Origin of the sequence: Streptomyces sp. NBC_01210 (genome assembly GCF_036010325.1) — a bacterium.
Lineage (GTDB): Bacteria > Actinomycetota > Actinomycetes > Streptomycetales > Streptomycetaceae > Streptomyces.
In genome coordinates, this window is record NZ_CP108549.1 from 3,874,062 (window position 1) to 3,894,106 (window position 20,045).

Genomic DNA, 20,045 nt, shown 5'->3' on the forward strand with positions numbered 1-20,045 from the left:
AACGCCTACTCCGCCACCGGTCCGGGCGACGAGGCGATCGTCGCCCGGTCCAGCAGTCCGGTGCGCGCCGCCAGCGCCGCGGCCTCCAGCCGGGAGCCCACTCCCAGCTTCATCAACACCCGCTGCACATGCGTACGGGCCGTGCTCGGCGCTATCCCCATCCCGGCCGCGATCAGCCGGGTGTCCTCGCCCTCCGCGACCCTGACCAGCACCTCGACCTCGCGCGGAGTGAGCAGCTGCAGCAGTCGCTGCCCCTCGTCGTCCGGCTGCGCGGCCGGGTTGAGCAGCTCGGCGAACGCGCCCTGGAGCAGCTGCGGAGCCACCACGGCCTCGCCCGCCCGCGCCTTGACCATCGCCCGCTCGACGCCCTCGATCCGCTCGTCGTGACGCACATAACCGGAGGCGCCGGCCGCGAAGGCCGCGGCGATCCCTCGCGGGCTCGGCACCGGGCCGAGGACCACCACAGCCACCTGTGGGCGCTCCCGCTTGATCTTCACGATCGGGTCGAAGGCGCCCGGTTCCGCGGGTGCCGCCGTGCCCAGCAGGCACACCTCGGGCGCCCTGGCCACCACCAGCTCGGCCGCGCCGGCCCCCGGAGCGGCAGCAGCGAGCACCCGGTGCCCACGCAGTTTCAAGGCCGAGGCGAGTGCCTCGGCGAGCAGTCGGTGATCATCGACCACCACGAGCCGCACGCCCATCGAGCAACCCCCATCCCCGCGAGCTGGCCCCCCGGCCCTCCTGCCCCGGCAAGCTACACGCTTGTTCGACGTTGCGCGCCCTTAACTCGGCAGAAGCCCCCCAGAATGCCGAATTCTTCGCCAAACAGGGCTACAACAGGGCTAGTCATGACTGTGGCCCGGCACATCGGAGAACCGATGTGCCGGGCCACTGACCGGAGTTGTGCCGCGCGCGGCGTGCGCCCGGTCGGAAGTCAGTCGGCCGTGCTGAAGGCGACAGCCAGGTACTTCTTCCCGAACGACGCGCCGGATGAGGTCGGCTTGCTCATCAGGACCGCGCCGATGTACAGCCGGCCGTTCGCGTAGCGGTACTCGGCGTAGTCCGAGGAGAAACTGGTCTCCGCCTCACGGACCGGCTTGTCGGCCGGATTGTCCATCAGCACCGTCTGCTTGAAGGTGCCGCCGTCGATGCTGACGACCTGGCCGCCCTTGTCGTAGGGGGGCCACCTGTAGGCGATGATGTTGCCGCCGTCCATCCGGATCGGGAACATCGTGTACCGGTCGCCCGCGTCGGCCCGGTCACTGGTGGGCTTTCCGGTGGCGAGGTCGAAGGACAGGATCTCGTTGGTGTCGCCGTAATCCCCCGTGCCCTCGTGGTCCGCGGTCGGCAGGTAGATCTTGCCGTTTCCGACGACGACCTTCTGGCACTCCTCGACCTCGGTGGAATCGCACCGCGCCTCGTACTTGTCACCGGTGGCCGGGATCTTGGCGCGCAGCGCACCCTTCTCGTCGAGCGAGAAGAAGTCCGAGATGCCGCCCGAGCCCGTGTCGCCGACGTCGGCGGCGACGACCAGCGGCTTGGTGGAGACGATGCTCGCGTAGCCGACGCCGGGCGGCAGCTTGTACGAGAACAGCGGGGTGCCGTTGGCCGGGTTCAGGCCCTGGATGCTGACCTGCGCGTTGTCGTAAGAACCGCACTTGCGGACCGCGACGAGCGCCTCGCCGCCGCCGTACCCCATGTCGTAGCACTGCTCGCCGTTGACCGTGGGCTTCCAGCGGACCGCGCCGCTGTTGAGGTCGAACGCCCCACCGCCGTCGGAGCCGCCCGCGGCGACCGTGGTGCCGCTCTGGGTGATCTCTCCGAACTGGGCCTTGGCGTCACCGGACTTGGCGCTGGTGACGGACTTGCTCCACAGCAGCTTGCCGGTGTTGAGATCGACGACGCCGACCTCGGTGCACGGCTGGAAGTTCTTCGGCGGAGTCCGCTTGGCGGCCTCGAAGACGATCGCGGCCTTGAAGTCCTTGGACACATGGCGTGAAGCCGCGCAGACCTGACCCGGGAGCGGGAGGGTCCACAGCGGGGTGCCCTTGGCCGCGTCGTAGCCGACGATCGAATTGACCCCGGGCTTGACGTAGGCCTTGTCGGTGACCCAGGAGCCCTTGACGCTCGTGAGGTCGGTGCGCGCGGGCTCCGGCAGCTGGAAGGCCACCTTGGAGTGGATGTTCGCGGGCGCCTGCTCCTTGCCGGGGCCGTCGGCGGCCTTGCCGCCGCCGGTGGAACCGCCGTTGGAGCCCTCGGAGCCGCCGCCCGAGCTGTTCTTGCTCTCGTCCTTCTTACCGCCGCCGTCGTCGTCCTTGGAGGCGAACCAGATGCCGCCGACGACGATCAGCACCACGGCGAGCGACGCCGCGATGATGATCTGCATCTGCGTGCTCAGCTTCTTGCCGCCGCCACCGCCACTTCCGCCGGGCTGGGGCTGTGCGTACTGCGGCTGCGCGTACTGCGGCTGCATGGGCGTGGTCGGGTAGCCGTAGCCCGGCTGGGCCGGCGGCTGTCCGGCCGGAGGCGTCTGCGGGACGCCGTAGCCGGGCGCCTGGCCCGGCGCCTGCGGATAGCCGTAACCGGGCTGGCCCTGCGGCGGCTGGGCGGGCGGCTGCGTCTGCGTCTGCGTCTGCGGATAGCCGTACGAAGGGCCCTGCGCGGGTGGCTGCGTCGGGGCTCCGAAGCCGCCGGGCGGCGGATCCTGCGGAGCGCCGAACCCGCCCTGCGGCGGCGGCCCCGGCGGCTGGTTCGGCGGGGGCCCCGGCGGCTGGTTCGGCGGGGGTGGTGGCTGCGTCATGGCGTACTTACCTCTGGAGAAAGGGAGTTGGGTCTGAAGGACTCAGGACGCGGTCACTTGCCGAAGGCCATCAAGGTCTTCGTCTCCTTCTCCTCCGCGTCGTTGCTGGCGCTGACGCGGCCACTCGCGATGAAGAACCGGCCGTCCGCGTACACCATCTTGGCGGAGTAGAAGGAGTTCTCGATCTCAGCGGTCGAGGCCGGGTGTTGCAGCAGCACCTTCGGCGCACCACCCGTAGGCGCGATCGTGGCGACCGCACCGCCCTTGTCGTACGACGCTTCCTTGTAGACGAGTACGCTCCCGTCCTGCATGCCCAGCGGCGTCATCGAGGTGTCGCCGCCCGCGGGCGAACGCCACTTGGGCTTGCCGGTGTCGAGATTGAACGCGACGACCTCGTTGGCCCCGCCCGCCCGGGCCGGCTCGGTCGACATGTAGAACGTGCTCGCGTCGGCGGCGACGCCGGTGCAGCCCTCGAGGTTCTGGCCGAAGACCACGAACGAACCGCCGCAGCGCGGCTGGAACTTGTCCTTGCCGCCGTCGATCTGCGAGCGCACCGTGCCGTTGTCCTTCAGCGCGACGATGGACCACTTCTTCGGCTCACGCTGCGTCAGGGAGATGACCAGCGGGCTGGCCGAGTAGACCTTGTCGATCTCCCAGCCGACCGGAGCGTTGAATGTCCACTTGGGCTTGCCGGTGGCCGGGTCGACCTCCGACAGCTGCTGCTTGGGCTTGTTGTAGTCCGACGTCGGGCAGCTCGCCGCGGCGATCAGCTTGGGGCCGCCCGCGAAGGCGAACGGCTTGCAGCCCTCGCTCGGGCCCTTGAAGAGCTGCTTGCCGTCGGCCATCGAGAAGCCGTAGGAGTTGCCGCTGCCCCCGGCCGCGAGAGTGTTGCCGCTGATCGACAGAGTGAAGTCGGAGAGCGAGCTGAAGGCGCCACTGGCCTTGGGAATCGGCTTCTTCCAGCCCGCCTTGCCGGTCTTGAGGTCGATCATCTGCAGATTGAGGCACTTGGCCTTCTCGGTGAGACCGTCCTTGACCCCCACGACGATCTTGCCGTCGGCAGAGGTCTGCGCGGGCGCGGAGCAGATCTCGGCGCCGAGCGGCAGACTCCACTTCTTCTTGCCGTCGGTCGCCGAGTAGCCGACGACCTCCTTGTACATGCCCTTGACGACGGTGTCACCGACGACCCACGGGCCGAACACATCGGCGCCGTTGCGCGGCAGGTCGACATCGTTCTTCGTCAGGAACAGGACCTTCGCCTCGCCCGGCTTGCGCCCGGCGTTGAGGTCGTCGTCGGCCTGACGGCCGTCGCCGCTGCCGTCGCCCTGGTCGACGGACGCCGAGCCCGTCGGCTTGGGGTCGTCGCTCTTGCTGACGTTCTGCTTGTTGTCCTTCTCGTCGTCACCGCCGCTGACGGCGAGGTAGGTGCCGCCGCCGATCACCAGCAGCGCGGCGACGGCCGCGCCGACGACGGCGCCGGGCTTGCCCTTGAAGAAGCCGCCGATGCCACCGCCGCCACCGGGCGGGGTGGGCGCGCCGGGGTACTGCGGCTGGGTCGGGTAGCCGCCGTAGGGACCCGGCTGCTGGTTGTACGGGCCGGGCTGCTGGTTGTACGGACCCGGCTGGCCGGGGGCCTGCTGCGGGTAGCCGTAACCCGCCTGGGCGGGCGGCTGTTGCGGGTAGCCGTAGCCGGGCGCCCCGGGAGGAGTCGCGGGCGGCGGCCCCTGCGGGGCGGGCGGCATCTGCGGCGGCTGCGCGGGCGGCTGAGGAGCGCCGAAGCCTCCCTGTGGCGGCTGGTTCGGCTGCTGCGGCGGCTGGTTCGGCGGCTGTGTCATGAGTGTTTACCTCTGGAAATGGGGAGATGGGAGAAGGAGTTGGGGTGTCCGAACGACTCAGAACGCGGTCACTTGCCGAAGGCCATCAAGGTCGTCGTCTCCCGCTCCTTGGCGTCGTCGAGGCCGTTGACACTGGTAGCGGTGAGGAAGAACCGGCCGCCCGCGTACACCGTCCGCGGCTCGAGGAAGCCGGCCTCGATCTCGGCGGTCGACAGCGGGTGCTTCAGTACGGCTTTCGGTGCGCCGCCCGCCGGCGCGACGGTCGCGATCGCGCCGCCCAGGCTGAAGGTCGGGGCGATGTAGACCACGACGCTGCCGTTCTCCACGGTGACCGGCATCATGGTGCGGTCCAGTCCCGCCGTTGAACGCCACTTGGGCTTGCCGGTGTCCAGGCTGAAGGCCACGACCTCATTGGTGCCGGTCGGCTCCGTGGCCAGGTAGAGGGTGGACGCGTCGGCGGCGACACCGGTACACCACCCTTGGATGTCCCCGCGGAAGGCGATGACGGCCGAACTGCTGCAGCGCGGCTGGAACTTGTCCTTGTCGACCTGGAGCTGGGAGCGGAGCCTCCCGCTGTCCGTCAGAGCGATGACGCGCCGCTTGGTGGTTTCGTCGGAGCCGTCGGCGTCCAGCTTGATGGAGACGACGACCGGGCTGACCGAGTAGACCTTGTCGACCTGCCAGTTGGCGGGGAGCGCGTACGTCCACTTGGGCTTGCCGGTGGCCGGGTCGACCTCCTGGATCTCCCCCTTGAAGTTCTCCGCGTCGCTGGTGGGGCAGCTCGCGGCGGCGATCAGCCTGATGCCGCCCGCGAACCCGTAGGGCAGGCAGCGGGAGGACGGCTTGCCGAAGAGCTGCTTGCCGTCGCTGAGGCTGAAGCCGTAGGAGTTGTCCAGGCCTGCCATGGTGAGCGTGTTCCCGCTGACGGCGAGGACGAAGTCGGAAAAGCCGATGAGCTGTTTGGGCTTGGGAATGGGCTTCTTCCAACCCGCCTTGCCGGTCTTCGTATCGATCATCTGGAGGTCGCTGCAGTCGGACTTCTCCGTGGTGCCGCTCTTGACACCGATGACGATCTTTCCGTCGGCCGAAGCCTGGGGGGCGGCCAGGCACACAGGAGTACCGAGCTTCAGGCTCCACTTCTTCTTGCCGTCGGTCACCGAGTAGCCGGCGACCTCCCGGTACATGGCCTTGACGAGCGTGTCCCCCTCGACCCAGGGGCCGAATATCTCCGCGCCGTTGCCCGGCACGTCGACGTCGTTCTTCGATATGAACAGAACCTTCGCCTCGCCCGGCCTGCGCCGGGCGTTGGGGTCCTGGCCGCCGGGGGTGCCGTCGGAGGTGCCCTGGTCGACGGATGCCGAGCCGGACGGCTTGGGATGCTCGCTGCTCTCGCTGACGCCGGCCTTGTCGTCCTTGCCGTCACCGCTGAGCGCGAACCAGGTACCGCCGCCGAGCACCAGCAGGCCTGCGACCGCCGCGCCGATGATGACTCCGGGCCTGCCCTTGAAGAAGCCGGAGCCACCGCCGGGCGGGGTGGGTCCGCCCGCGTACTGCGGCTGGGTCGAGTAGCCGCTGTACGGCCCCGGCTGCTGACCGTACGGGCCGGGCGGCTGGTTGTAGGGACCCGGCTGACCGGGGGCCTGCTGCGGGTAGCCGTGGCCGGGCCGCGTGGGCGGCATCTGCGGAGGCTGGGCAGGCGGTTGAGGAAACTCGTGCTGCGGGCCCTGGGAAACGCCGAAGCCACCCTGCGGCTGTTGCTGGCCGGGCGGCTGAGTCATCGGTACGTCCCCCTTGGTGCGGCCCACTGCCCGAGCCGGTCTCCCCCGCTGTTCCGGCGAGCGTTTGCTCCGAGAAGGAGCGATTCGGACATGGATTGCGCTGTTTCAGGTCAGTCGAGCGGAGCTTCTTTCTATCACTCGGCCATGCTCGAACAAGGGGCCGGTCCACCCCTGTTCCCAAGGGAGGACCGGCCCGTGATGCGGTTGTTACGCGCTCTGCACCGCTCCTTTACGCGTCCTCGGCGAGTTCGAGCCAGCGCATCTCCAACTCGTCGCGCTCGCCGATCAGTTCACGCAGCTCCGCATCCAGTTTCGCCACTTTCCCGAAGTCCGTGGCGTTATCGGCGATTTGGGCGTGCAGATTGGTCTCCCGGTCGGAGATCTTGTTCAGCTGCCGCTCGATCTTCTGCAGTTCCTTCTTCGCCGCGCGGGCGTCGCCCGCGGACTTGGCCGCCGGCTTCTCCACCGCGGCGGAAGCGGGCGCCGGCGTCGGCACGGCGGCCTCGATCATCCGCTGCCTGCGCTCCAGATACTCGTCGATACCGCGCGGCAGCATCCGCAGTGTGGCGTCGCCGAGCAGCGCGAACGTCCTGTCCGTCGTCCGCTCGATGAAGAAGCGGTCGTGCGAGATGACGACCATCGAACCCGGCCAGCCGTCGAGCAGGTCCTCGAGCTGGGTCAGTGTCTCGATGTCGAGGTCGTTGGTGGGCTCGTCGAGGAAGAGGACGTTCGGCTCGTCCATCAGCAGCCGCAGAATCTGCAGCCTGCGCCGCTCACCGCCGGAGAGGTCACCCACAGGCGTCCACTGCTTGTCCTTGGTGAAGCCGAACTGCTCGCACAGCTGACCCGCGGTCATCTCACGGCCCTTGCCGAGGTCGACCCGGTCGCGTACCTGCTGCACGGCCTCGAGCACCCGCAGGGCCGGGTCGAGTTCACCGACCTCCTGGGAGAGGTAGGCCAGCTTCACGGTCTTGCCGACGATGACACGGCCGCCGGCGGGCTGCTTGTCGCCGTCGCTGCGGGCCGCCTCCGCCAGGGCGCGCAGCAGCGAGGTCTTGCCGGCGCCGTTCACGCCGACGAGGCCGATACGGTCGCCGGGGCCGAGCTGCCAGGTGAGGTGCTTCAGCAGCACCTTCGGGCCTGCCTGGACGGTCACGTCCTCCAGGTCGAAGACGGTCTTGCCGAGGCGGGCGTTGGCGAACTTCATCAGCTCGGAGGTGTCGCGCGGCGGCGGCACATCGGCGATCAGCTCGTTCGCGGCCTCGATGCGGTAGCGCGGCTTGGCGGTACGCGCGGGGGCGCCGCGCCGCAGCCAGGCGAGCTCCTTGCGCATCAGGTTCTGCCGCTTCGCCTCCTCCGTCGCCGCGATGCGCTCACGCTCGGCGCGCGCGAAGACGTAGTCGCTGTAGCCGCCCTCGTACTCGTGCACCGCTCCGCGCTGGACGTCCCACATCCGCGTGCAGACCTGGTCGAGGAACCAGCGGTCGTGGGTGACGCAGACGAGCGCCGAGCGGCGCGCCTGCAGATGCTTCGCCAGCCAGGCGATGCCCTCCACGTCGAGGTGGTTGGTGGGCTCGTCGAGGACGATCAGGTCCTGCTCGGCGATGAGCAGCTTGGCGAGCGCGATCCGGCGGCGCTCACCGCCGGAGAGCGGCCCGATGACGGTGTCCAGACCCTGTTCGAAGCCCGGCAGGTGCAGGTCGCCGAAGAGCCCGGTGAGTACGTCACGGATCTTGGCGTTGCCCGCCCACTCGTGGTCGGCCATGTCACCGATGACCTCGTGCCGGACGGTGGCCTCGGGGTCGAGCGAGTCGTGCTGGGTGAGCACCCCGAGCCGCAGCCCGCCGCTCTGGGTGACCCGTCCGGTGTCGGGCTCCTCCAGCTTGGCGAGCATCCGGATGAGGGTGGTCTTGCCGTCGCCGTTGCGGCCGACGACGCCGATGCGGTCCCCCTCGGACACGCCGAGGGAGACCCTGTCGAGCAGGGCACGTGTTCCGTACACCTTGCTGACTGCCTCGACATTGACGAGGTTGACGGCCATTTCACTCCTGGGACGGGGGATGGATCGACGTCCAGGGTAGTCGCCCGGCCGGACCTGTTTCCGGCAGCCGAGGATCACCGGGCTCCGGCGGCCCATGGACGACCTGTGACCCGTTTTCGGCCAACGTTCAGCGCCTTCCTGTCGCGAGCAACCAGGACACCTCTGCCCAACTCTCACAGGCCACACAGGTCGTACCGGGCCACCTGAGGGAGCGGGCACATCGGGGGCGTGTCCGGCCGGTCGGCCGTGGGCTCTGACCAGTCCGATGCCACCGAAACACTCGCAGACGAGGAACCGATGACCAGACATCCCATATCCTCCGGTACCCGCCTACGCCGTACAGCGGCCGTCGCCGCGGCACTCGCCGCGGTCGCTGCCGCGACCGGGGCCGCTCCGGTCGCCGGAGCGGCGCCGACGACCACCGCACCCAAGCTCAAGCTGATCGCCGCCGCCGGCTCCGTGACACTCGACCGCTATGAGGGCGGGCCCGGGGTCAATCTGGACCTCGGGACGTACGTCACCGTCGACGGGGGGCCGCTGGAGTTCAAGGTCACGCGCCCGTCCTACAAGAAGCCCGTGACCGCCGCGCAGATCATCCACGAGGGGAAGAAGACGCGGACCAAGCCCCTTCCGGCGGGTCTGGTGAAGGACTTCTCCGGACTGCCGGGCTTCCTCAAGGTGACGATCAGCAAGGCGTCCGGCGCGAAGGTGCTGGACACCACCCAGGCGTTCTGCCCGAACAGCGCCGCCGGCCGGATCCGGCCGGACGCCCCGGCCACCTCGAAGTACCCCGAGGAATGCCCCAGGAACCCCTTCACGCTCGGCTCCGTATGGGGCGTCGAGAAGGGCTGGGCGGCCAACACCAGCCGGGGCCGCGAATCCGCCCCGGCCGACCTGCCTCCCGGCGAGTACACCGCCAAGATCTCCGTGGCGAAGACCTACCGCGACCTGTTCGGCATGGCGGACGAACAGAAGACGATCAAGGTGAAGGTACGGAAGGTCACCGAGGGCGGGGGCGGGGCGGGGGCCTCGCGCTCGGCGCACTCGGCGATGGCCGGGCACTCCGCGCACGGCTCGGGGCACGGCGCCGGGCAGGGCGCCGCGGCGTCGGGCCACGCGAGCCACGACGGCGTCGACGGACGCGGTGCGGACGCCCCTGCCCCGCCCGCGCTGTCGCACGCTCTGCAGGACCGCGGCACGGCGACGCACCTGGGAGACGGGCCCGGACACACCGACGGCTCCCGGAACGCGCCCGCGCTGCAGCCCAACGCTCACCGCCCGACCGGCCGGGCGAGCGTGCCCAACGTGCCCAAGCCCGACCTGCGTTCGCTCCCGGCATGGGATATCGCCATCTCCGACGGCGAGGACGGGGACGTCCCCGGCAAGGACTATCTGGCCTTCAGCGCCAACGTCTGGAACGCGGGCCCCGCGCCACTGGTCGTCGACGGCTTCCGCAGCCCCGGCAAGAACCTGATGGACGCCTACCAGTACTTCTACGACGCCAACGGCAAGCAGATCGGGTACACGCCCACGGGCGCCATGGAGTGGGACCCGCGAGTGGGCCACGAACACTGGCACTTCAAGGACTTCGCCAGCTACCGCCTGCTCAGCGCCAACCAGGCCGAGATCGTGCGCAGCGGCAAGGAGGCCTTCTGCCTGGCCAACACCGATGCCATCGACTACACGGTGAAGAACGCCAACTGGCACCCGAACAACACGGATCTGTCGACCGCCTGCGGCGCGCAGAACTCGGTGTCCGTGCGCGAGGTCCTCGACGTCGGTTCCGGCGACACGTACACCCAGTACCGTCCCGGCCAGTCCTTCGACGTCACCGACCTGCCGAACGGCACCTACTACATCCAGGTGATCGCCAACCCCGAACACCGCCTCCAGGAGACGAACCTGAAGAACAACGTCGCACTCCGCAAGGTCGTTCTGGGCGGTAAGCCCGGCGCCCGCACGGTGAAGGTGCCTCCGCACGATCTGATCAGCGCTCCCTGATCCGGGGCCCGGTCGCAGCCCTGCCCACAGCCGGGCCGCGACCGGGCACACCCTTGAGCGCGGCTGCCAGGAAGCAGCTCCGGGGAAAGGGGCGTAGGAAGAGGCGGCTGCTAGGAAGCGGTCCGGCGGCCTCTGCCCACCGTCTCGACCAGCAGCCAGCCGATGAGCGCCATGGCGACGGCGACGGGCGCGGTGACCCTTACGGCGACCAGCATCGCGGACCTGCCCTCCAGCATGCCGCCGAAGCCGACCATCGACAGACCCAGCACACCGAACAGGCAGAGCGTGATCCCGAGGGCGGCGGCGGGCCCCGATCCGCCCTTTCCGGCGGCTCCGGGGGCCGCGGTCACCGGCCGCTCGAAGGTGCGGAAGGCAGCGACGAGCAGCGCGGTCACCACGGCGGCCACCGCGATACGGACGGGTACCTGCGCCCACCAGGCGCCGGAGGCGGGGGCGGGCAGCGGTATGCCGAGGGCGAGCATCGCGCCGTACACACCGAGCATCGCGGTGAGATGCCACAGGAACGCGGTCATCGCGATGCCGTTGGCGGCGACGACGGCCCGCCAGACCCTGGCCCGCTGCACAAAGCGTGTACCGGGCGTACGGAGCAGCTCCACCGCGCCGACCAGCCACAGGCCGTGGAAGAGGAGCGCGAGGGTGGGCGGGGCCATGTTGGAGACCTTCTCGCCGGGCATCCCGACCATGCTCAGGGGGTACGGGCCGAACGCGACCAGCCCCGCGGCACCGACGAGTCCGGCGGCCGCGAGCGCGGAGGGCATCCGGATCCGGCCGTCGGCGCGGAGGAAGCCGAGCTGGTGGACGGCGAGCCAGACGAAGGCGAAGTTCAGGAACTCGACGAAGGGCACCCCGCCGAGGAAGCGCAGCACATCCACGAGCGCGGCACCGGCGACGAGCGCGCCGAAGGCGCCCCAGCCGTACCGCTCGTGCAGCTTCAGCAGCGGCGGCGTGAAGGCGACCATCGCCAGGTAGATACCGATGAACCAGAGCGGCTGGGCGACGAGCCGCAGCGCTACGCCGGTCAACCCGGTCGAATCACTGCCACTGCCGAGAAGCTGAACGATCAGCGCGGCCGCGCCCCAGACCAGGATGAAGACCATGGTGGGCCGCAGCAGCCGCTGCAGCCGGGCCCGCAGGAAGGCGGCGTAGACGGAGCCGTCGGTCTTCCGGGCGAGGGAGCGGTACGAGAGGGCGTGCGAGAAGCCGCCGACGAAGAAGAACACCGGCATGATCTGCAGGCCCCAGGTGAGCAGCTGCAGCTCGGGCACGACGGCGAGGAGATTCCCGACGCCGTCCCCGGTGACGACGGCCATCAGCCAGTGCCCGAGCACGACGGTCCCCAGCGAGGCGACCCGCAACAGGTCGATGTACCGGTCCCGGGTCCCGGGCGTGGCAGCGGCGAGCTCACGAACGCTTGATCCCATGCGAGTACGGTGCCGCGCGGGCGCGGGGGCTGGTGAGGGCGCTCGTACTCAACCGGGATCTGAGTACCTCCACCCACCCGCCCTCGCACGCGGGGGTTCGGGGCAGGGGGTTTGCGGGGCAGGGGGTCCGCGCGTGGCCCTCAGGCCCCGACCACCGTCGCACCCCTCGCCGGGGACGGCGCCACCCGTGCCGTACGGCACGTGCCCGAGGACAGGAGCGCCTGCGCCACCCCGCGCGCCGCGTCCTCGTCCTTCGTCAGGAACGCCGTCGTCGGGCCCGAGCCCGAGACCAGGGACGCCAGTGCGCCCGCCGCCGTGCCCGCCGCGAGAGTGGCGGACAGCGAAGGGCGCAGCGAGAGCGCCGCGGGCTGCAGGTCGTTGGCGAGCGCGCCCGCCAGCGCCGTCGCGTCGCCCGTGCGCAGGGCTTCGAGCAGCGCGGGGGACGCGATCGGCTCGGGGACGGCGATGCCTTCGTTGAGGCGGTCGAACTCTCCGTACACCGCCGGCGTCGACAGGCCGCCGTCCGCCACCGCGAACACCCAGTGGAAGTCCCCGCCGACCTCCAGCTCGGTCAGCTGCTCGCCGCGGCCGGTGCCCAGCGCCGCGCCGCCCACCAGGCTGAACGGCACGTCGCTGCCCAACTCGGCGCAGATCGAGAGGAGTTCGGAGCGCGGCGAGCCAAGACCCCACAGCGCGTCGCACGCCAGCAGTGCACCCGCGCCGTCCGCGCTGCCACCCGCCATGCCGCCCGCGACCGGGATGTCCTTGGCGATGTGTATGTGGACGTCCGGGGACAGTCCGTGGCGGGCCGCGAGCAGTTCGGCCGCGCGCGCCGCCAAGTTCGTACGGTCCAGGGGAACTTGATGCGCGTCCGGGCCCGAGCACGTGATCGTCAGCGACTCGGCCGGGGTCACCGTGACCTCGTCGTACAGGCCGACCGCCAGGAAGACGTTCGCGAGGTCGTGGAAGCCGTCGGGCCGCGCTCCGCCCACCGCCAGCTGGACGTTCACCTTCGCCGGGACCCGTACCGTGACGCTCACGCCTTGGCCTCCGCGATCCGTGCGAACTCCTCGACCGTCAGCGCTTCCCCGCGCGCCTGCGGGGAGATCCCGGCCCCGACCAGCGCCGCCTCCGCCGCGGCCGGCGATCCGGCCCAGCCCGCCAGCGCCGCCCGCAACGTCTTGCGGCGCTGCGCGAACGCCGCGTCGACCACCGCGAAGACCTCCGCCTTCGAGGCCGTTGTCCTCAGCGGTTCGGTGCGGCGGACCAGGGACACGAGGCCCGAGTCCACATTCGGGGCCGGCCAGAAGACGTTCCGGCCGATCGAGCCCGCCCGCTTCACCTCCGCGTACCAGTTCGCCTTCACCGAAGGCACTCCGTACACCTTGTTGCCCGGCTTGGCCGCGAGCCGGTCCGCGACCTCCGCCTGGACCATCACCAGCGTCCGCTCGATCGTCGGGAAGCGGTCCAGCATGGTGAGGAGGACCGGCACGGCGACGTTGTACGGGAGGTTGGCGACCAGCGCGGTCGGCGGCGGTCCCGGCAGCTCCTCGACGAGCATCGCGTCGGAGTGGACCAGCGAGAAGCGGTCGGCGCGCGACGGCATCCGGGCCGCGATCGTCGACGGCAGCGCGCCCGCCAGCACATCGTCGATCTCGACGGCGACGACCCGGTCCGCTGCCTCCAACAGCGCCAGGGTCAGCGACCCGAGCCCGGGGCCGACCTCGACGACGACGTCGTCCTCCCGCACCTGGGCGGTCCGCACGATCCGGCGGACCGTATTGGCGTCGATGACGAAGTTCTGGCCGCGCTGCTTGGTGGGGCGTACGCCCAGCGCTGCGGCCAGTTCACGGATGTCGGCGGGGCCGAGGAGTGCGTCGGGCTCAGTGGTGCTCACCGATACAGCCTACGGCCGCAGTGCGGCCACGGACTCGCCCCCCGTTGCACGAAGAGCTTCTTCGCCCGGTACGTCTGTTCCGCCGCGGACGCGTCCTGCGGCCGCCCGCCGCCGCCCAGCGCATGCCAGGTCTGGGTGTCGAACTGGTACAGCCCGCCGTAGGCGCCCGACGGATCGACCGCCCCCGGCCGCCCGCCGGACTCGCATTGCGCGAGAGCGCCCCAGTTCATCCCGTCCGCGCCCGCCACGGAGTCCGGCAGCCGCCTGGTGCCCACCTTCACCTGCTGGGCGACCGGCTCCCGCACCACCTCCTCGGCGATCTTCTTCGGCTTCTGCAGCACCCCGTTGACCGTCCGCAGGGCGTACGTGACCCGGCGCGCACCCGGTCGCCCCGGCCGCGCGACGACCTCGGTGCCCGCGGCCAGCGAGGGGTCCCCGGTCTTCTCGGTCTCGAAGTCGATCGGCTCCTCGCGGACCGCCTTGGCGCCGGTGATCCGCGTGACGCTGATCGTCTGGCCGTCACGCGGAAAGCTGGTGAGCGGCACGGAGGTGGTGTCCTGCCCGTGCAGCGCGATGCCCACCTCCTCCAGCGTCTCGCGCACACTCGCCGCGTTCGTACGGATGGTGCGCTCGCTCCCGTCGGCCATCAAGGTCACGGTGCGCTCGGTGCGTACGTCCAGCGCGAGGCCCGTGCGGGAGATCGCCGAGGAGCGGGAGGCGGACAGATACGCACCGTCGGCCCGCACTCCGAGCTGACGCAGCGCGCCGTCGACCGTGCGGGCGGTGGTCCACACCCGGCGACGCCGGCCGTCGAGGGTGAGCATCACGGGCCGGCCGTAGCGGACGATGATCTGGTCGCCGCTGGCGAGGGCCGCGCCGGGGGCCGGGGCGATGATGTCGTGCCCGGTGATCTCGAGGCCCTCGTCCTCGAGGAGCTCCTGAACATCGTCGGCGAAGGTGTGCATGGTGCGCGGTACGCCGTCGACGCTGACCTGTACCGCCTTGTCGTTGGCGACGAAGGCCGAGGTGCCGCCGGCCAGGAAGGCGACGACGAGGGCCTGCGGGACGAGCCGGCGGAGGGTGCCGGGCTTCTCCACGGTCCTGCGGCGGCGGGCGGCGCGACGGGCCTCGGCGCGGCCACCCGCCCTGGCGGGGGCGTCCATGGCCGGCACGGCAGCACCCGGGCTCCGGCTGCTCGGCAGCGACGGCGCGGGCGCTTCGTACAACGGCGGCTCGGGCACGTCGTACGGCATCGGCTCGGGCGCCTCGCAGAACGGCTCGGGCACGTCGTACGGCATCGGCTCGGGCGCCTCGCAGAACGGCTCGGGCACTTCGTAGAACGGCTCGGGCACTTCGTAGAACGGCTCGGGCACTTCGTGGAACGGCTCGGGCACGTCGTGGAACGGCTCGGGCACGTCGTACGGCATCGGCTCGGGCGCCTCGTACAACGGCGGCTCGGGCGCTTCGTACGGCTGTGCTGTCCTGGCGGTGGCGCGGCGACGGCCGCGCCCTCTTCGGTCACTGCCCTGCGAATTGCTCACGACGCTCCGTAGGTCCGGTCCGGTCCGCGCGATGGCGTTGCAGGGCCGGGACACTAGCGAAGCTATGGTCACTCTCCAAAGCGGCACGACTACACAGAGTGGTGACATTTTTCCGCGCCGAGCCCGCCGCCGGAACCGACGGCACTATTCGAGTTAACCCTCAGTAATCAAATGCGCGAGCCGTATTGGCCGAGATCGCCGCCGCCAGCGTGTCCTCGTCGAGGCCTTTCACCGCCGCCATCGCGCGCAGCGTGACCGGAATGAGATACGGCGCATTGGGCCGACCGCGGTACGGCGCCGGTGTGAGAAACGGTGCATCCGTTTCGACGAGTACGAGCTCCGCCGGGGCGACGGCGAGCGCGTCCCGCAGCGGCTGCGCGTTCTTGAAGGTCACATTGCCGGCGAAGGACATGAAATAGCCCGCGGCCGCGCACACTTCGGCCATTTCCGCGTCACCCGAATAGCAGTGGAAGACGGTGCGTTCGGGGGCGCCCTCCTCGGCGAGAATCCGCAGGACATCGGCGTGCGCCTCGCGGTCGTGGATGACCAGCGCCTTGCCGTGCCGTTTGGCGATCTCGATATGGGCCCGGAAGGAGCGTTCCTGAGCGGCCATGCCCTCGGGGCCCGTACGGAAGGAGTCCAGGCCGGTCTCGCCGACCGCGCGCACCTGCGGGAGTGCGGCCATTCGGTCGATCTCGGTGAGCGCGTCGTCCAGCGCGCTGTCGCCGCCCGCCTCCCGCGCACCCTGCCGCGACCAGCCATCGGGGTCGCCGTGCACGATGCGGGGCGCCTCGTTGGGGTGCAGGGCAACGGCTGCGTGCACGCTGTCGTGCGCGGCGGCCGTCTCCGCGGCCCAGCGGGAGCCCTTGATGGCGCAGCCCACCTGGACCACCGCAGTCACCCCGACGGCCGCGGCCCTCGCCAGCGCCTCCTCGACCGTGCCCTCCTGCATGTCCAGGTGGGTGTGCGAATCGGTGACCGGCACGCCGAGCGGTGCGGGCAGCGGCGGTGGTGCGGACTTCGAACTCATGGGCGCGATCCTACGAGGCTCGCGCCCTGCGCCTCACTCCCGGTGGAACAGCCTCACTTGCGGTGGAACGGGTGCAGGAGATCGGAGAGGTGCCAGTGGTGAGGTTCCGTCGGCTGGGTCTGCTCGGCGCCCGCCACTTCGGGCACCGCCCTCTCCGCCGACTCCCTCTCCACCGACTCGCGCTCCACGGGCGCCGCGGCGGCGGCCGGGACGGACTTCTTCTCAACGGGTGGCGACATCAGGTTCCGTACCGAGGAGACCTGTCCGGACCGCATGATCCGTACGACATGTCCGCCGCAGTTGATGCAGGTCGGGCTCGAGAGCGGGGACGGCACTCGCGCGCCCGCGGCCTTATAGACAACGAATTCCTGGCCGTTGGTGTCGACGTGGTGCTCTATCTCGTAGGACTGCTCCCAGCCGTGCCCGCAGCGCATGCAGGCGAAGGCATACGCCTCGTGGACCTTGGCGGTGCCTGTGATCTCACTCATGCCAGCTCCTCTCCACTGACCCAGTGGACGCCCATACCGGCGGGAGCGCATCAGCGCCTGTCGATTAATGGTCTGGTTTTTGGCGTTCCCATGCAGAAAAGGTCAGGACACGGTCTGCCCTTTGCTTTTTACGATAGTCCTTTACCGTCCGCAGGGACCGGCCGAGCCGCATTCTTTGCCGCCACCACGGCATCGAAGACCTCGCGCTTGGGAAGCCCCGCTTCGGCGGCGACCGCCGCAATCGCCTCCTTGCGCCGTTCGCCTGCCTCCTCGCGCACCCGCACCCTGCGCACCAGCTCGGCCGGGTCGAGATCCCCGGGCCCCGACTCGGGCGCACCCTCGACGACGACAGTGATCTCGCCACGTACGCCCTCGGCCGCCCAGTCCGCCAGCTCACCGAGACCGCCGCGCTTGACCTCCTCGTACGTCTTCGTCAGCTCGCGGCAGACGGCGGCGCGGCGCTCGGCGCCGAAGACCTCGGCCATCGCGGCGAGGGTGTCGTCGAGCCGGTGCGGGGCCTCGAAGTAGACGAGAGTGCGCCGCTCGTTCTCGACCTCGCGCAGCCGGCCGAGCCGCTCGCCCGCCTTGCGCGGCAGAAAACCCTCGAAGCAGAAGCGGTCCACGGGCAGCCCGGACAGGGCCAGCGCGGTCAGTACGGCGGACGGGCCCGGCACCGCCGTGACCTTGATGTCCTGCTCGACGGCGGCGGCGACCAGCCGGTACCCGGGGTCGGAGACGGACGGCATGCCGGCGTCGGTCACCAGCAGCACCCGGGAGCCGCCGGTCAGCGCCTCGACCAGCTCCGGCGTACGGGCGGACTCATTGCCCTCGAAGTACGACACGACGCGCCCCTGCGTGTGCACCCCGAGCGCCTGGGTGAGCCGGCGCAGCCGCCGGGTGTCCTCCGCGGCCACGATGTCGGCGCGCTCCAGCTCGGCGGCGAGCCGGGGCGGTGCGTCGGCGACATCACCGATGGGGGTCCCTGCGAGTACCAGCACGCCTGTCGGGGGTCCGGGGGTCGTCCCCCGGGAGAGCACAGTTGTCACATACGCCATCCTCGCAGGACCGGACGTACGACTCGCACAGTCGCGTTCCCTACGATGGCGCGGTGACCAGTACCGCGCCACAGACCCAGCAGGGCAAGGACGCCGATCAGCAGCCACCCGGCTGGCAGCAGCGGCTGCGCAGATTCGGCTACGCGCCCCGGCCCGTGATCGGGCTGCGCGAACGCCTGGTGCCGCCCTACACGCGTCCCTCCGAGCGGCTGTGGTCGATCTTCGGCATCCCGCCGTCGGTCGTGAACCCGCTGCTGCGCTGGGCGGCATGGGGCGGGCCGTTGCTGGTGGCGCTGGTAGCGGGCGTGCTGCGGTTCTGGAACCTCGGCAGGCCGAAGGCGGTGATATTCGACGAGACGTACTACGCGAAGGACGCCTGGGCCCTGATCAATCAGGGGTACGAGGGCAGCTGGCCGAAGGACGTCGACAAGCTCATCCTCAAGGACCCGTCGAGCGTCCCGATCCCGACCGACCCCGGCTATGTGGTGCATCCGCCGGTCGGAAAGTGGGTCATCGGCCTCGGTGAGCACTTCTTCGGGTTCACGCCCTTCGGCTGGCGCTTCATGGTCTTCGTGCTCGGCACGCTGTCGGTGCTGATGCTCTGCCGGATCGGCCGGCGGCTGTTCCGCTCGACGTTCCTGGGCTGCCTGGCGGGTGCGCTGCTCGCCGTGGACGGACTGCACTTCGTGATGAGCCGCACGGCGCTGCTCGACCAGGTGCTGATGTTCTTCGTGCTGGCCGCCTTCGGCTGCCTGGTCATCGACCGGGACGGGGCGCGACGCCGGCTCGCGGCGGCGCTGCCGACGGACGAGGAGGGTGTGCTGCGCCCGGATGCGACGGTCGCGGAGACGCTGCGCCTCGGCTGGCGTCCATGGCGGCTGGCTGCGGGCCTGATGCTGGGCCTGGCCGCCGGCACCAAGTGGAACGGCCTGTATGTGATGGTCGCGTTCTGCCTGATGACCGTCCTGTGGGATGTGGGCGCCCGCCGGACGGCGGGTGCGGTGCACCCGTACCAGACGGTGCTGAGGAAGGACGTGGTGCCGGCCTTCGTCTCGACGGTGCCGGTCGCGATCGCCACGTACATCGCGTCCTGGACCGGCTGGATCGTCACGGACAAGGGCTACTTCAGGAACTGGGCCCAGACGGACGGCAAGGGCGGCAGCTGGACCTGGCTGCCGGACTGGCTGCGCAGCCTGTGGCACTACGAGAACGAGGTCTACGAGTTCCACGTCAATCTGACCTCCGGCCACACGTACCAGTCGAACCCGTGGAGCTGGATCGTGCTGGGCCGCCCGGTCTCGTACTTCTACGAGGACCCGAACGCGGGCACCGGGGGCTGCCCGCCGGACGCCGCGGACAAGTGCTCCCGCGAGGTACTGGCGCTCGGCACACCACTGCTGTGGTGGGCGGCCTGCTTTGCGATCTGCTACATCCTGTGGCGCTGGCTGTTCCGCCGGGACTGGCGCGCGGGCGCGATCGCCTGCGGCATCGCGGCGGGCTGGGTGCCGTGGTTCTTCTACCAGGAACGCACGATCTTCCTGTTCTACGCGGTGGTGTTCGTGCCGTTCCTGTGTCTGGCGGTCGCGATGATGATCGGCGCGATCCTTGGTCCACCGGGCTCGGACGAACGCAGGAGGGCGCTCGGGGCGATCGGCGCGGGTGTGCTGGTGCTGCTGATCATCTGGAACTTCATCTACTTCTATCCGCTGTACACGGGGAGGCCGATCCCGGTGGAGGACTGGCGCAACCGGATGTGGCTGGACACCTGGGTGTAGCAGGAACTACGGCGGTAACGACTCCCGCAGGTGCTGTGCCCACCGTGGTCGTTGTTGACGCTCGCTGGTCGTCCTGGGCGGCCCCTGGACGGCCCACGGACGGCCCAGGAATGGGTCCGGCCGGTCCGGCCCCCGAACTGCCGCCCCGGTTCTCTGCCCGCCAAGCCGTACGCCTGCATCCGTCGCACGGTGGGGGTATGTCCGGATCCCTGCCTGTGATCGTCTACCCGCCCTCGACAACGGACAGCCGACGCGTTCGCATGGACGGAGAGAACCTCGGCCTAGCCCACAGCGTGCCTCCGCAGCGCTCTGGCCTGTATCGATATGCGGCTAGGCGGCTCAACTGCCCGTGCTTCATGATGAGT

At 70.3% G+C, this 20,045-nt stretch carries 14 protein-coding genes; 2 read left to right on the plus strand and 12 right to left on the minus strand.

The window, feature by feature from the left end; all coding sequences use genetic code 11:
* Positions 1 to 5: 5 nt before the first annotated feature.
* The 5 genes from OG735_RS17415 to OG735_RS17435 form a co-directional block, all read right to left on the minus strand.
* Positions 6 to 698, minus strand: coding sequence for a helix-turn-helix transcriptional regulator (locus OG735_RS17415; protein ID WP_327324093.1), 693 nt, complete (start codon positions 696 to 698; stop codon positions 6 to 8).
* 233 nt (positions 699 to 931) lie between these two features.
* The gene (locus tag OG735_RS17420) at positions 932 to 2,797 is read right to left on the minus strand and encodes an outer membrane protein assembly factor BamB family protein (protein ID WP_327324094.1); all 1,866 of its coding nucleotides are present in this window, start codon (positions 2,795 to 2,797) and stop codon (positions 932 to 934) included.
* 53 nt (positions 2,798 to 2,850) lie between these two features.
* Positions 2,851 to 4,632: a PQQ-binding-like beta-propeller repeat protein gene (locus OG735_RS17425; RefSeq protein ID WP_327324095.1), complete on the minus strand. Its 1,782-nt coding sequence runs from the start codon at positions 4,630 to 4,632 to the stop codon at positions 2,851 to 2,853.
* Between the two features lie 68 nt (positions 4,633 to 4,700).
* The gene (locus OG735_RS17430) at positions 4,701 to 6,311 is read right to left on the minus strand and encodes an outer membrane protein assembly factor BamB family protein (protein WP_327324097.1); all 1,611 of its coding nucleotides are present in this window, start codon (positions 6,309 to 6,311) and stop codon (positions 4,701 to 4,703) included.
* Between the two features lie 328 nt (positions 6,312 to 6,639).
* Entirely contained in the window at positions 6,640 to 8,451 is a 1,812-nt protein-coding gene (locus OG735_RS17435) for an ABC-F family ATP-binding cassette domain-containing protein (protein ID WP_327324098.1), read from the minus strand.
* Between the two features lie 297 nt (positions 8,452 to 8,748).
* Here OG735_RS17435 and OG735_RS17440 point away from each other — a divergent pair, with 297 nt between their 5' ends.
* Positions 8,749 to 10,452, plus strand: coding sequence for a lysyl oxidase family protein (locus tag OG735_RS17440; RefSeq protein ID WP_327324099.1), 1,704 nt, complete (start codon positions 8,749 to 8,751; stop codon positions 10,450 to 10,452).
* 110 nt (positions 10,453 to 10,562) lie between these two features.
* Here OG735_RS17440 and OG735_RS17445 read toward each other — a convergent pair whose 3' ends face one another.
* The 7 genes from OG735_RS17445 to rsmI all read right to left on the minus strand — a co-directional run bounded on the left by OG735_RS17445 (position 10,563) and on the right by rsmI (position 17,896).
* Positions 10,563 to 11,894 carry an acyltransferase family protein gene (locus tag OG735_RS17445; RefSeq protein WP_327324100.1) on the minus strand — a complete coding sequence of 444 codons (1,332 nt, stop codon included), beginning with the start codon at positions 11,892 to 11,894 and terminating at the stop codon, positions 10,563 to 10,565.
* A 140-nt stretch (positions 11,895 to 12,034) separates the two neighbouring features.
* Positions 12,035 to 12,934, minus strand: coding sequence for a 4-(cytidine 5'-diphospho)-2-C-methyl-D-erythritol kinase (locus OG735_RS17450; RefSeq protein WP_327324101.1), 900 nt, complete (start codon positions 12,932 to 12,934; stop codon positions 12,035 to 12,037).
* Positions 12,931 to 13,791 (minus strand): 16S rRNA (adenine(1518)-N(6)/adenine(1519)-N(6))-dimethyltransferase RsmA, encoded by an 861-nt coding sequence (gene rsmA / locus OG735_RS17455; protein WP_327324102.1) that lies wholly within the window; start codon positions 13,789 to 13,791, stop codon positions 12,931 to 12,933. The genes OG735_RS17450 and rsmA overlap by 4 nt, the downstream gene beginning before the upstream one ends.
* On the minus strand, positions 13,788 to 15,044 hold the full coding sequence (locus OG735_RS17460) for a ubiquitin-like domain-containing protein (RefSeq protein WP_442812616.1): 1,257 nt from the start codon (positions 15,042 to 15,044) through the stop codon (positions 13,788 to 13,790). The genes rsmA and OG735_RS17460 overlap by 4 nt, the downstream gene beginning before the upstream one ends.
* Positions 15,045 to 15,492: 448 nt before the next feature.
* Entirely contained in the window at positions 15,493 to 16,362 is an 870-nt protein-coding gene (locus OG735_RS17465; protein WP_327324103.1) for a TatD family hydrolase, read from the minus strand.
* A 53-nt stretch (positions 16,363 to 16,415) separates the two neighbouring features.
* Positions 16,416 to 16,850: a hypothetical protein gene (locus OG735_RS17470; RefSeq protein ID WP_327324104.1), complete on the minus strand. Its 435-nt coding sequence runs from the start codon at positions 16,848 to 16,850 to the stop codon at positions 16,416 to 16,418.
* 128 nt (positions 16,851 to 16,978) lie between these two features.
* On the minus strand, positions 16,979 to 17,896 hold the full coding sequence (gene rsmI / locus OG735_RS17475; protein ID WP_327324105.1) for a 16S rRNA (cytidine(1402)-2'-O)-methyltransferase: 918 nt from the start codon (positions 17,894 to 17,896) through the stop codon (positions 16,979 to 16,981).
* Positions 17,897 to 17,958: 62 nt separating this feature from the next.
* On the opposite strand from rsmI, the gene OG735_RS17480 reads away from it, so the two are divergent.
* Positions 17,959 to 19,680 (plus strand): dolichyl-phosphate-mannose--protein mannosyltransferase, encoded by a 1,722-nt coding sequence (locus OG735_RS17480; RefSeq protein ID WP_327324106.1) that lies wholly within the window; start codon positions 17,959 to 17,961, stop codon positions 19,678 to 19,680.
* Positions 19,681 to 20,045: the final 365 nt, after the last annotated feature.